Genomic DNA, 12558 nt, shown 5'->3' on the forward strand with positions numbered 1-12558 from the left:
CGGGGTGCGCAGGGGCCAGCATGCAAGGGACGGGAGTTACTATCCTCGTCGTCGAAGACGAACAGCTTATCCGCGACATGGTGGCCGACGCATTGTCAGATGGCGGCTTTGAAGCCGAAGTCGCCGTCAGCGGGGAGGATGCAGTTAGTCTTCTGCAGGGCAACCAAACCAAGTATCGCGCACTCGTTACCGATATAAATTTGTTCGGAAAGCTCGATGGCTGGCAAGTCGGCCATCGCGCCAGGGAGCTAAATCCGGACATCTCTGTGATTTACATGACAGGCGCGGCGGCCGATCAATGGCCCGCCCACGGCGTGCCCAACAGCATCTTGCTGACCAAGCCATTTGCACCTGCGCAAATCGTGACCGCCGTAGCTCAACTTCTGAATACCGGAACTCCGCCCGCTCAGTCCTGAGGGGAGTGGACGAAGCCTTCTCCGACCGAGGCAGCCTTAGTTCTTCGTCAAGGGCTTGGGCGGCTCTTCGGCCATGGCCTCGACATCAATGGCAGGAAGCTCGCCAGTGCGGTCTTTCAGGTCTGCCGCACGCTGGACCAAGCCAGCAGCGACCGTGGGATTTTTTGTTGTTTTTGCCATGCGCAGCAATGCCGCTGCGGCCTCACGGGCGAACTGATTTAAGCGCGACACGGTTGGACATCCGACACTTAGCTGACGTGGAATGATTCAAGGGTCGAATATTCGTTCCGAATTCGGCTTAAAAATGCGCGCACGACACAAGAAGGGCTTCAGCTCGGGGCTGGGCCAGCTGAGGTCCTTCGTGTGTCGGCACCACGTTATTGGAGCGCGGTTCCGAATGATGCCCAACTAAAGAGGTGGTTCTTGGTTCCCGGTTATCAGCCCAAATTTCGAGAAAAAAACGGGCCCCAGCTCGCGGGGCTATTGGGGGGCATGGAGCTGGGGCCACTCGGGGTCGCCCTTGGGGAAGGGCATCGGGAAAACTTGGCAATCGCAGGAATGTTCCTGTCTTTTCCAAAGAGCGAGTGTGTAGATCAACCGCACGGCCGCGACTTGAGACGTCCTCGTGAAGGACTTCATGACCCCCTGAGCCCCGGTCCTCCGGGGACACACCGCGTTGCAAACTCGCTATGATGGATCGAAGCCGCGCAGAGTCGTTGGGCGACCAGTCCTGCAATAGTGAGAGGCCCGGTGATCCACAGCGCTACGAAACCAAGGCGTGTGCGCTGTCGAATTCATACGAAAGGGCCAGATCCGGGCGCGACGCCCCCGGGACTACGCGCCCACATCGCAAGACGGCGATGCTCGGTCTGACTTAACGTACGTGCCTTATTCGGACACAGCGAGAACGGTCAGGCCCCTGGTGCGCTTGTGGGGCGTCTCGAAGTCGATCCGCTGCCCCGGCGATAGGCCGATCAAAGCCGCTCCAACAGGCGTCAGGACCGAAATCCGACTGAGCTCGATGTTTGCCTCATGCGGATAGACCAGCACGATCTCTCGGCTCGCACCCGTCTCGTCATCGCGATAGGTCACTTTCGATCCCATCCTGATCACGCCTCGCAAGTTGTTCTCGTCCGTCACCGTGGCACGTTCCATCTCTCGAGCCAGAAAATGGGCCACTCGCGGAAACAGATCCATGCTCGAATTGGCCAAGGAACTGAGGCGCCGTGATTCGTCCTCAGTAATCTTGATCGGCGGCAACGCCGACTGTTCTCGCCGGCTCTCAGCTTCGAAATTGCGCATTGGTCGCTCCTATGCTGCAGTTGGTCCGGGGTCGTCATCGAACGGGTTGCCTGACCGCGTCGGCCCTCTCCGGAAGAATGGGACGACCTTTGAATCCGATGGGGTCAGGCTTTGGACCCTGACGACATTCAGACATCCGGCGACGAAGTACGGCATCTGATCGCCGACCCGCAGTCCGATCAAAGCTGTACCCAGCGGGGTCAACACCGAAATGCAGGCGGGATCCGACCAGCACTCCTCGGGCCAGACCAGTTGCACGGTGCGACGCGGAACGCCCCAATTCGTGCAATGGGTGACCCATGATCCGATCGTCACGAAAGGACGGACGTTGTCCGTTTCGTCCGCGACGATATCGGCGCGGTTGATTTCGCCCATGAGGAATATCCCGTCCAAATCTCCTTTTTGGACGGCGAGGCGGGCGAGCTGTTCGAGCCGCGGATAGTCTGATGAGGTCAGTGCGATTTTCGGAAGAGGCAGCACGGCGCACTCCTTCTGCTTCAAGACGACCTCTCGAGTGGAGGTCACGAAAGCTGGAAAAGAGCCCGGACGGCGCGAACACCGTCCGGCTAACCGCCTGCTTGGAGGCGACCGGCGTGAAGAGCAAAACGCGCGGTGCGCGCATCAATGTCGATGTCATAAGCCATGTTGCTCTGACTATAGTGGTTCATTTCACTGGAAACATTGCGACGAAACCGCACAGCACCTGTACACGCGAAATATCGAGAGGAGACAAGGAGCGTCATTGAAGTGAGACATCGAACAATCACGCGGGTCTACCCAGCTGCGCAAGAACGTGCGTCGAAGATTACATCGCGTGGGATGGACAGGCTGACGTTGCTGCAGGCGAACGCTCTTGTCGCACCGGTAGGCCCCGGGCGGCGGTTTGACGTGAATGTGAGCCGTAGTTCTACAGAACCATTATTATAGTCGGCATCGATCGCTTGCACCTGGCGATGGAACACTGAACGGGCGCCATGACATGCGATACCGCTTCGAGGTCAGCCCAGCTGAGGACACCGAGCCGGTCGAGATGAGTGGCTGGCGGGGGATCGCGCTCTGCGGATTCTGTGCGTTGCTGGGCGCTCTCGCCGCCGTCGTTGCCGCCGCGACTGGCACCCTTCCACACTGGATCTGAACCGCTCGATCGCGGAGCCAGTGTCCGCGGGAATGGCGGTTTCCGGCCAAACCATCACAATGGCGCTAAAATCTAGCAGTGGAGATATCGATCCGCCTCGGCTAAGCAATTGAGGATCAGCGAAAGCATCTCTCCACCTCGCAGCCTGGGGCAATGAACGCAAATGTTCCTGCTTGCCGTTCTCGTCCTTCCTTTCGCGGGAAGCTTTATTGCGGCACTCTTGCGGGTCAATGCACGCAACGCTGAGGCATGGCTCGCTGGAGCGGTCGCACTTACAGCTTTTTGCCTCATCGGCGCGGCTTATCCGAACGTGACGAATGGTGGCGTTGTCGGGTGGCGAACGGACTGGGTCGCTGAACTTGGACTCGCATTTGTGCTGAGGCTTGACGGGTTCGCATGGGCCTTCGCCATGCTGATCACCGGCATCGGTTTTCTGGTGGTGCTGTATGCCCGGTACTACATGTCACCCAGTGATCCCGTTCCGCGGTTCTTCTCCCTGCTGCTCGCCTTCATGGGAGCAATGCTGGGAATCGTGCTCTCCGGCAACCTGCTCCAACTGGTTTTTTTCTGGGAGCTGACCAGTCTCTTTTCATTCCTGCTGATCAGTTACTGGCACCACAACGCGGCGGCGAGAGACGGCGCGCGGATGGCGCTGGTGATCACGTCGACGGGTGGGCTTTGCCTCTTCGCCGGCGTGCTGCTCATCGGGCACATCGTCGGCAGCTATGACCTGGAGCAGGTGCTGGCTTCCGGAAACGCGATCCGTTCGCACGCGCTTTATGTCCCCGCACTCGTTCTGATCCTTCTCGGCGCTCTCACAAAAAGCGCCCAGTTCCCGTTTCATTTCTGGCTGCCGCACGCGATGGCCGCTCCAACTCCCGTTTCAGCTTATCTCCATTCGGCAACAATGGTGAAGGCCGGAGTGTTCCTTCTAGTGCGGCTCTGGCCGGCAATGGGTGGAACGAATGAATGGCTGTGGCTGGTGGGCTCGATCGGCCTGATCACGTTTTTTCTGGGCGCCTTTCTCGCCGTGTTCCAGCAGGATCTGAAGGGGCTATTGGCCTACTCGACGATCAGCCATCTCGGATTGATCACGCTTTTGACCGGACTCGATACCCCATTCGGACAGATCGCGGCGATTTTCCATATCATGAACCACGCGACCTTCAAGGCATCGCTGTTCATGGCGGCCGGCATCATCGATCACGAAACCGGCACGCGCGACATCCGCCGCCTTAGCGGGCTATGGGCCTTCATGCCGATTACGGCGACGCTGGCCATGGTGGCTGCCGCGGCAATGGCGGGAGTGCCGTTGCTGAATGGTTTTCTGTCGAAGGAAATGTTTTTTGCCGAGACGATCGAGGTCCATGACAATTCCCTCGTCGATCAGGCGCTGCCGTACATCGTCACTCTCGCCAGCACGTTCACGGTTGCCTATTCGCTGCGCTTCATTCGCGACGTGTTCTTCGGCCCGGCTCCAACCGGCTTGCCACGCGTTCCACATGAGCCGCCCCTGTTGATGCGACTTCCGGCCGAACTGCTCGTGCTGGCATGCCTCATCGTCGGTGTCGCGCCGGCTCTCACAGTGGCGCCGATCCTCGATACGGCTGCCCGGGCGGTTCTCGGCTCCGCGATGCCGGAGTACAGCCTTCGTCTCTGGCACGGAATTACGCCTGAACTTCTGATGAGCATCGTAGCGATGGCCGGTGGGTTGGGCGTCTACGTCATGCTGCGCTCCTACCTGCTCGCGCATGAGGGACCGCCCTTGCTCGGTCGCATCAATGGCAAGCGGATCTTTGACTGGGTGTTGGTGACATTGTCCTGGCGGTTTGCGCGATGGCTCGCCACCAATCTCGGCACGAGGCGTCTCCAACCACAATTGAGACTGTTGGCTGGCGTGGCGTTCGTCGCTGCTCTGCTGCCCCTCTACGCCCGCGGCCTCTCGCTGACGGGACCGTCAAGGAGGGAATTCGACCTCGTCTTTGGACTACTCTGGGTGGTGGGCGTTGGCTGCGCGGTGGCGGCCGCGGTCCAGGCCAAATTTCATCGGGTGGTGGCGCTGATACTGCTCGGGACCGCGGGTCTCGTCACCTGCGTCAGCTTCGTCTGGTTATCCGCTCCCGATGTCGCGCTGACGCAGATCGTCGTTGAGACGGTTACGACGGTTCTCCTGTTGCTCGGCTTGCGGTGGCTGCCGAAACGCATCGCGCGACCAGGCCCGGCAGAGGCGCCCGACAGCATTCGGTGGCACCGCGTTCGCGATTTCTCCATCGCGCTCCTCGCCGGGCTCGGTTTGGGCACGCTTGCGCTGGCGGCCATGCAGCTCCCGGACAACCACAGCATTTCGCGATACTTCGTGGAAAACGCCTACACGAAGGGGGGCGGAACCAACGTGGTGAACGTCATCCTGGTGGATTTTCGCGGGTTCGATACGCTCGGCGAGATCACCGTGCTTGCGGTCGTCGCACTGACCGTCTTTGCGCTTTTGCGCCGTTTCCGTCCGGCCCCCGAAAGCATTCCCGTTCCCGAACAGCAGCATGCCCAGGATGCCCACGACGAGGCTCATCCCGATCGACAGAAGGGCGACACTGCCAAAGACACGCTTGCTACCGCGGCATTGATGATGGGGCTGCTGTTTCCCGTGATCGGCGTCGTGGCCATTTTCCTTCTCTTGCGCGGGCACGACCTTCCGGGCGGCGGCTTCATCGCCGGCATCGCCATGGCAACAGCATTCATCCTGCAGTATATGGCTCGCGGCACGGTGTGGGTGGAAGCTCGTCTTCACGTCATGCCGGTGCGTTGGATGGGTTTCGGCCTCTTGCTGGCAGGGTGTGCGGGAGCTGCCGCCTGCGTTTTCGGACACCCCTTCCTGACCTCGTACTTTGCATATGCCGAACTGCCTCTGCTCGGTCGCGTCCCCACGGCCAGCGCTCTTCTCTTCGATATCGGTGTGTTCTCGCTCGTCGTCGGCGCCACGGTATTGATGCTCATCGCAATCGCGCATCAATCGCTGCGTCGCTATGGCGTGCCGCTCCAGGCGGGGCAACGCGCGCACGATGAGCGAGCGAAAGAGGAGTTGGTGTAATGGAGCTTAGCCTGGCCATCGGCATAGGTGCGCTTACGGCGTCCGGAGTGTGGCTGATCCTCAGGCCGCGCACGTTTCAAGTCATCATCGGGCTTTCGTTGCTCTCTTACGCCGTCAATCTCTTCATCGTGGCCATGGGACGGGTGCGGACGGGAGCGCCGGTGCTGATCGCAAAGGAGATCGGGGATGCAACGAAACATGCTGACCCGCTACCACAGGCGCTCGTACTGACTGCAATCGTCATCAGTTTTGCGACGACGGCGTTGTTCCTTGTCGTTCTCCTCGCGTCGCGCGGCCTGGCTCGCACCGATCACGTCGATGGTCAGGAGCCCGAGGCGTGAGCGGAATCGCAAATCTCGTCGTTGCGCCTATCGTCCTGCCCCTGCTTGCCGGCGCAGGCATGCTGCTCTTGAATGGAGAGCGGCACCGCAACATCGTGGCTGCGGTCAATGTCGCCGCAACGGTTGCACTCGTTTGCGTCGCGGTGATCTTGCTCGGAATGTCTGATTCGGGTCACCCCGGAATCAGGGAAGTCTATCGCCTGGGCGATTGGCCTGCTCCGTTCGGAATTGTCCTCGTTCTCGATCGGCTCTCCGCGCTCATGCTGCTCCTGACCAGCATCCTGGCGTTGGCGTCGGTTGTGTTCTCTCTTGCCCGTTGGCACCGGACAGGCGCGCATTTTCATCCGCTCTTTCAATTTCTGTTGATGGGCCTCAATGGTGCCTTCCTGACCGGCGATCTCTTCAACCTGTTTGTCTTCTTCGAGTTGTTGCTGGCCGCTTCGTACGGACTTCTGCTGCATGGTTCCGGTCTTGCACGGGTGAAGGCCGGGTTGCACTACATCGTCGTGAATCTGGTCGCGTCTCTATTGTTCCTGATCGGGGTCAGCCTGATCTATGGCGTCACCGGGACGCTCAATATGGCGGACCTCTCGGCGCGGATACCTGCAATCGCTGCGGAGAGCCGCGGTTTGCTCGAAGCAGGCGCCGGCATGCTGGCCGTGGCCTTCCTGCTCAAGGCCGGCATGTGGCCTCTGTGTTTCTGGCTGCCGACGGCCTACGCATCTGCGAGTCCACCGGTGGCGTCGATCTTTGCGATCATGACCAAGGTCGGCGTATATATCATCCTGCGTCTATCGCTGTTGCTTTTCGGTGAGGGCAGCGGCGCGTCAGCGGGCTTCGGCAGTGACTGGCTGTTGTGGGGCGGGGTGGCGACGATCGCCTTCGGAGCAATCGGCACATTGGCATCCCAGGACACCGCCCGTCTCGGCGGCTTTTCGGTGCTCGTATCCTCCGGAACCGTGCTGGCAGCCACCGGGACCGGGCAAGTCAGTGTCGCCGGCGGAGCACTGTTTTACCTGGTCAGCTCGACTCTCGGCATCAGCGCGTTCTTCCTTCTGGCCGAACTCATCGAGCGCGGCCGCGAACCCGGAGCTGACGTGATCGCCGTCACGCGAGAAGCTTACGGAGAAGACCACGGTGCGGACGATACCGAAGAGGAAGTCGGCATGGCCATTGTGGCCACGATGGGATTGCTCGGCGTCGCCTTTATCGGATGCGCCCTGGTCATCGCCGGGCTTCCGCCGCTGTCGGGGTTCATAGCCAAATTCGCGCTGCTGACGGCGGCGCTTCATCCTTCAGACATGCATCCGGGCGGTGCCGTTCCCGGCAGTGGATGGGCGCTCCTGTTGGCGCTCCTCGTGTCCAGTTTTGCGGCGTTGGTCGCGCTGACCCGAGCAGGTATCCGCTCCTTCTGGGCCTCGCCAGATCGCACCGTGCCGCGTGTGCGCCTGATCGAAATGGCGCCCATCATGTTCCTGTTGATCATTTGCGCGACCCAGACAGTGCTCGCCGGTCCGGTGATGCGTTTCATGCAGGCAACGGCGCAATCGCTGCACGCCCCGGCGGGCTACGTCAGCGACGTCCTGGAGATCAGCGTCCAAGGCAGCCGAAAGGCGGGTGGCGAATGACGCGATTCCTGCCCTTTCCGCGGGTGAGCTTCTGTCTTCTCGCATTGTGGCTGCTGCTCAATCAAGCAGTCACGGTCGGACATGTCCTCCTCGGTTGTGTGATCGCGCTCGTCGGCGGGCGGATCCTCACCGTGCTGGAGCTGCCAAGCACGCACGTCAGGCGACCCGGCGTCCTTCTCCGCCTGTTGGGATTGGTAGCGATTGATATCATCCGCTCCAACTTGGCGGTTGGCCGGATCATTCTCGGCTTTGGGCGCCGGCAGCGAAAATCCGGGTTCGTGAACATTCCGCTCGACATGCGCAATCCCTACGGACTGGCCATGTTGGCTTGCATCATCACCTCGACGCCCGGAACGCTGTGGGTGAATTTCGATGCACAGAAGGGCTTGTTGATGATCCATGTTCTCGACCTGGTCGATGAAGCCGAGTGGATCCGCACGATCAAGCAGCGCTACGAACGCCATCTGCTGGAGATATTCGAATGAGCCAGCTCTTGCTGATCTACGCGCTTGTCGCCGCACAGGTACTTCTGGTGTTGGCTATCGGCTGTGGCGCGGCTCGCATCTTTCGGGGGCCGCGAGCACAGGATCGCGTTCTGGGTTTCGACACGCTGTCCGTGAACGCGATGTTATTGCTTCTGACGTTCGGGATTCGATCCGGCGAAACGCTCTATTTCGAGGCGGCTCTGGCCATGGCCCTCTTCGGTTTTGTTGGTACGGTTGCGCTAGCGAAGTTTCTGCTGCGCGGCGAGGTGATGGAATGAACGGCATCGAACACCTGCCGCCCTGGGCTGCGGCTCTCACGGCATTTCTCCTTCTTGTCGGCGCCGCCGCCACACTGGTCGGTTCGCTGGGCCTTTTGCGGTTCGGCACATTCTACGAGCGGGTCCACGCGCCGACGCTCGGGACAACGCTGGGCACCGTATTCATTGCAGCTGCTTCAATCGTTTGCTTTTCGGTACTTCAGAGCAGGCCCGTGCTGCACGAAATCCTGATCATCGGGCTTGGCGTGGTAACCACGCCTATTGCGCTGACCGTATTGGTGGGCGCAGCGCGATTTCGCGATACCGCCGAAAAGAGTGCGCAAGTTCGCGGACCAGAGGGCAATTAGCGCGAGACGCGCGATTTTTTGGTTCCTTGACCGGCCAGTCGGTCAATCCAGGCTAAATGTCGCATTTGATTTCCTGCATCGCATGCCCACCTCTAAGTACATGATGCATGACGCTGAGTAGTAGGCGAGTTCGCCGAAGTCTTTGCATGTTGGCCGCCTGATCGGAGGCAATCAGCCCCGAACTCAGTCCATGCCGCGTTCGCGAGGGCTGGAAGCTCGGTGCCCGGCAGAGCGAGCAATGCACATGCCGCTCGCAAGCGAGCCGCACCGCAAACAGAGGCAGTGATGACTACAACGCTACGACGCCGGATTTATAGGACCCAGCTGCAGATCCGCCGGTAACCCGGACGATTCAGATCGTCCGGGATGGTACCTCAACATTTCTGCAACCAAAGCCGGGAGTTTCTCATGTCGGTGTTCTTCGCGCTGCTCGTCCTGACCTCATGGGTCATGTTCATCTGGATTTCAGATCCCGATGGCTTCCGCGAGGCATTCGCTCGCCGCCGAGCGCCAATTCCTCACGATCCTAAAAGGTGACGTTGGGAGGTTCACCTCCGTCACCGCGTACAACAGTTGCTTATGAGCGAGAAAGATATCGTGCGCCGCATGTTCGCGGGGCGCGATGCTTGGTTGCTTCTCGGCTCCAGATCGTCGGTCCAGGCCAAACCGGACGAACGAAGCTGGCAGGCAACAGCGTCATAGGCCCTCCGCAAGGCAACCGAATTGCCGCGCTGGTCGAGCTTGGCAGGCCATCGGGCCGGCGGCCGTTCGCAATTGTAAGGATTCTGACATGAATATCGTCGCTGCGACAGATTTCTCGACGCGGTCCAATCGCGCTTTGCGGCAGGCCGGCCTCCTGGCGCGCTCCCCTGATGCAACTCTGCACCTTGTTCATGTCGTCGACGAGGATCAGCCAGCCGAGCTGATCCGCATCGAAGAGCGTGAGGCACAGCGGGTGCTGGTTGAGCAGATCGCATCCATGCCGGAGCTGCAAAACGTTCAGTGCTACCCGATCGTGGTCAAGGGCCATCCCTTTGACGGGATATTGCGAGCGGCTGCAGCAGCCGACGCGGATCTCGTTGTAATGGGAGCCCATCGTAAGCAGTTTCTGCGCGACATCTTCACAGGCACCACAATCGAGCGTGTAATTCGCGGAGGAAGGTATCCGGTTCTGATGGTGAACAACGAGGCGCAGCGGCGCTATGAACGCGCTCTGGTGCCGGTCGATATGTCGGATACATCCGCCGATGCAATCCGCGTGGGGCTGTCCACCGGACTCTTGACACAGGGCGCAACAACGATCCTTCACGCCTTCTCGCCGATGACGAAAGCGCGATTGGTCCGCTCCGGTGCGAGCGCGGCCGTCATCAGCGGATATGTCGATAGCGAGCGTCTGAAGGCAACGGAGGAGCTGACGAAGTTTCTGGTGGCGAACAAGCTCGGCACGCAACGATGGTCTCTCCAGGTCGGCGAGGGCGGGCCCATGCAGGTCATCACCCGTGCTGTTTCGGAGAGGCAGCCTGACATGCTGGTGATGGGGACGCACGGGCGATCTGGATTGGTTCGGGCCTTGATCGGGAGCGTAACGGAAGAAGTCCTGCGTTCGTTGAGTGTGGACGTTCTCGTTGTTCCTCCCGCCGGCTCTGAACGCACAATGTCAAATCCGCTGATCGGCACCGACCCGAAGGCGTGACGCGTACCGCGGCTCATCGCTCGCCGGCGAACCCTTCTTTCCGCGAGACCACGGCTCCCGCTCTGTCGGCTGATCGATAGACTAGCGGCGCCGTCGTTCGCTGTCGCGCGCAGCCGGCTTTGCTGCTTGTGGTTTGGTTGAGCCCCGCGTGATCTTCAGCGGATCGCTGGCCGGAAAGGTTTGCTGCAATTGCCGGTCCAATTCCTCGTCGAGTTCCCGCTTCTCCCGCTGCTTCGATGTTTCGTCATGCTTTGGCATTGCTCAATCTCCGCGTTTAGCACTTGGTGACCGGCCGTCCGTGATCGGGAACAGTTGACGCCAAACCGAGCGGAATTGAGGATTTGGAATCAGCACGGATCTTGAAGTAACAGACCGGTGCTCGGGACATCAGCGTCGCTAGTCCCGCCCGCACGGGGGACAATAGTGTTTCTCGATCATGGCACCTGCGCTCCGGCATGAAAAAACCCGCGGCGGATTGCTCCGCGCGGGTGAACTTTCGATGATGCCATTCTGCCAGTGTTTTGCCCGACGTGTCAAAGCTGAACAGCACGACGGGCAGGGATGTATCGGTTCGGCAAACGCCTAGTTGGTGCAATCAAAATGGCTAATGATTTCAATACCCCCGCTACTGTGCATGGGGTTGTTTTTCGTTTTTTTGTTTTTGCGCCGCCGAAGCCGCACCTCAGCGCCGTCCGCGCGGTGCTTCCGCCTTGGCCGGCGGCTCGGTCTGCGGTCCGCAGCTCGCGGCAGCGAGGGTTGACTGCGCTTGCGGCATCAGGCCGGGCTCGGGGGCGAGCGCCCTCATCACGATCAGGCCGGTGGTGCTGGGGGAATCGATGATCAGGCGGTCGGCGGCGGTGATCTCTTCGTCTTCGGGCAGCTCGTTGTGCTGCGGCTCGGTCATCAGGTCGAGCTCGATCACCTTCTTGCCGGCCGAGCGGTCGTTGATGGCGTAGTAGGCGATCTCGTTGCGGGTGTAGAACGACACCGACGTGTAGGCCTGGCTGACGGGGACCGTCAGCTTGATCGGCCCGTTCGACAGATCGTAGCGGCAGATCGCGAGCGCAAAGGCCGGGTCCATGAACGGCATCGGCGAGGTCTGCGGATCGGCGAGCGGAAGCTGCGTGACGGCGTTGAGTTTCGTCATCGGCGTCAGCCGCGAATAGGCGTCCTGGGTCGCGATCCGCGGCAACGCCAGCACGCTGACGAGATGGACCACGAGGCCCAGCACCACGCCGGCAACGATGGTGAACAACAGCCGGATCATGAGCAGCCCGCCGTCGTGATCGTGGGCATCGGCGCGTCGCGCTGGGTGCGCGTGGCAACGCCGACCGGGGTGTCGTAGAGCCGCAGCATCAGCGTGTAGCGTTCGATGCCGCCAGTCGGCAGCCAGTTGCCAGCGCGCGAGCGCGAGGCGATGCGGATCTCGAACGAGCCGTCGGACTGCCGCACGATCTCCTGGCTGGTGAAGCCGTAGCGCTGCAGCGAATTGGGAACGAGATGACCCTTGCGGTCATAGAGCGTCAGCGTCCAGAACCGTGCCGGCGGTGTCACGCCGGAGACCACGACGTCGCAGCGGCCGTCGAGCACCTTCTTCTTGTCGTCGGCGGTGGCGGTGAAGGCGACGCCGTCGCCGGTGCCGATAGGCAGCTCGCCGTTGCGCACGATGGTGGCGCGCGAATAGGGATCGACGTCGGCGGTGCCGGTGCGCGGACGCGCGGTCCAGGGGCCGATGGTCAGCGCGCCGATCTCGGTGCCGCGCGTCGTCGTCATCCAGGTCGCGCCGACGCCCACCACGGTTGCGAGCAGAAGGGCCGTCAATGTGATCAGGATCAGCCGCACTTGTTC

Annotated in this window: 15 protein-coding genes; 9 read left to right on the forward strand and 6 right to left on the reverse strand. The window is 60.9% G+C overall.

The annotated features are described in order from the left end of the window. Nucleotides 1-20 precede the first annotated feature (20 nt). The gene (locus AC0L3B_RS02075; RefSeq protein WP_085352290.1) at nt 21-416 is read left to right on the forward strand and encodes a response regulator; all 396 of its coding nucleotides are present in this window, start codon (nt 21-23) and stop codon (nt 414-416) included. Nucleotides 417-452: 36 nt separating this feature from the next. Here AC0L3B_RS02075 and AC0L3B_RS02080 read toward each other — a convergent pair whose 3' ends face one another. From AC0L3B_RS02080 to AC0L3B_RS02090, 3 genes are all read right to left on the reverse strand, one after another. Then, the gene (locus AC0L3B_RS02080) at nt 453-647 is read right to left on the reverse strand and encodes a hypothetical protein (RefSeq protein ID WP_026233604.1); all 195 of its coding nucleotides are present in this window, start codon (nt 645-647) and stop codon (nt 453-455) included. A gap of 657 nt (nt 648-1304) precedes the next feature. Continuing rightward, on the reverse strand, nt 1305-1718 hold the full coding sequence (gene rnk, locus AC0L3B_RS02085) for a nucleoside diphosphate kinase regulator (protein ID WP_039800433.1): 414 nt from the start codon (nt 1716-1718) through the stop codon (nt 1305-1307). Between the two features lie 9 nt (nt 1719-1727). Further along, nucleotides 1728-2219 carry a GreA/GreB family elongation factor gene (locus AC0L3B_RS02090; protein WP_018458525.1) on the reverse strand — a complete coding sequence of 164 codons (492 nt, stop codon included), beginning with the start codon at nt 2217-2219 and terminating at the stop codon, nt 1728-1730. A gap of 797 nt (nt 2220-3016) precedes the next feature. On the opposite strand from AC0L3B_RS02090, the gene AC0L3B_RS02095 reads away from it, so the two are divergent. The 8 genes from AC0L3B_RS02095 to AC0L3B_RS02130 all read left to right on the forward strand — a co-directional run bounded on the left by AC0L3B_RS02095 (nt 3017) and on the right by AC0L3B_RS02130 (nt 10710). Then, on the forward strand, nt 3017-5938 hold the full coding sequence (locus AC0L3B_RS02095) for a monovalent cation/H+ antiporter subunit A (protein ID WP_018458527.1): 2922 nt from the start codon (nt 3017-3019) through the stop codon (nt 5936-5938). Continuing rightward, on the forward strand, nt 5938-6279 hold the full coding sequence (locus AC0L3B_RS02100) for a Na+/H+ antiporter subunit C (RefSeq protein ID WP_018458528.1): 342 nt from the start codon (nt 5938-5940) through the stop codon (nt 6277-6279). The genes AC0L3B_RS02095 and AC0L3B_RS02100 overlap by 1 nt, the downstream gene beginning before the upstream one ends. Next, nucleotides 6276-7907, forward strand: coding sequence for a monovalent cation/H+ antiporter subunit D (locus tag AC0L3B_RS02105; protein ID WP_018458529.1), 1632 nt, complete (start codon nt 6276-6278; stop codon nt 7905-7907). The genes AC0L3B_RS02100 and AC0L3B_RS02105 overlap by 4 nt, the downstream gene beginning before the upstream one ends. After that, complete coding sequence (locus AC0L3B_RS02110; RefSeq protein WP_018458530.1) at nt 7904-8392, forward strand: Na+/H+ antiporter subunit E; 489 nt, start codon at nt 7904-7906, stop codon at nt 8390-8392. Before AC0L3B_RS02105 ends, AC0L3B_RS02110 begins: the two co-directional genes overlap by 4 nt. Then, on the forward strand, nt 8389-8670 hold the full coding sequence (locus tag AC0L3B_RS02115) for a K+/H+ antiporter subunit F (RefSeq protein WP_018458531.1): 282 nt from the start codon (nt 8389-8391) through the stop codon (nt 8668-8670). Before AC0L3B_RS02110 ends, AC0L3B_RS02115 begins: the two co-directional genes overlap by 4 nt. Next, nucleotides 8667-9017: a monovalent cation/H(+) antiporter subunit G gene (mnhG, locus tag AC0L3B_RS02120; protein ID WP_018458532.1), complete on the forward strand. Its 351-nt coding sequence runs from the start codon at nt 8667-8669 to the stop codon at nt 9015-9017. The genes AC0L3B_RS02115 and mnhG overlap by 4 nt, the downstream gene beginning before the upstream one ends. A gap of 408 nt (nt 9018-9425) precedes the next feature. After that, nucleotides 9426-9554: a hypothetical protein gene (locus tag AC0L3B_RS02125; protein ID WP_018458533.1), complete on the forward strand. Its 129-nt coding sequence runs from the start codon at nt 9426-9428 to the stop codon at nt 9552-9554. 253 nt (nt 9555-9807) lie between these two features. Beyond that, a complete protein-coding gene (locus tag AC0L3B_RS02130; RefSeq protein WP_018458534.1) occupies nt 9808-10710 on the forward strand; it encodes a universal stress protein in 903 nt (300 codons plus the stop codon). A gap of 81 nt (nt 10711-10791) precedes the next feature. Here AC0L3B_RS02130 and AC0L3B_RS02135 read toward each other — a convergent pair whose 3' ends face one another. The 3 genes from AC0L3B_RS02135 to AC0L3B_RS02145 form a co-directional block, all read right to left on the reverse strand. After that, nucleotides 10792-10968 carry a hypothetical protein gene (locus AC0L3B_RS02135; protein ID WP_018458535.1) on the reverse strand — a complete coding sequence of 59 codons (177 nt, stop codon included), beginning with the start codon at nt 10966-10968 and terminating at the stop codon, nt 10792-10794. Between the two features lie 424 nt (nt 10969-11392). Beyond that, entirely contained in the window at nt 11393-11977 is a 585-nt protein-coding gene (locus tag AC0L3B_RS02140; protein WP_473379952.1) for a DUF1254 domain-containing protein, read from the reverse strand. Next, on the reverse strand, nt 11974-12552 hold the full coding sequence (locus AC0L3B_RS02145; protein WP_018458537.1) for a DUF1214 domain-containing protein: 579 nt from the start codon (nt 12550-12552) through the stop codon (nt 11974-11976). The genes AC0L3B_RS02140 and AC0L3B_RS02145 overlap by 4 nt, the downstream gene beginning before the upstream one ends. Nucleotides 12553-12558 lie beyond the last annotated feature (6 nt).

Source organism: Bradyrhizobium sp. Kon56 (assembly GCF_055807635.1).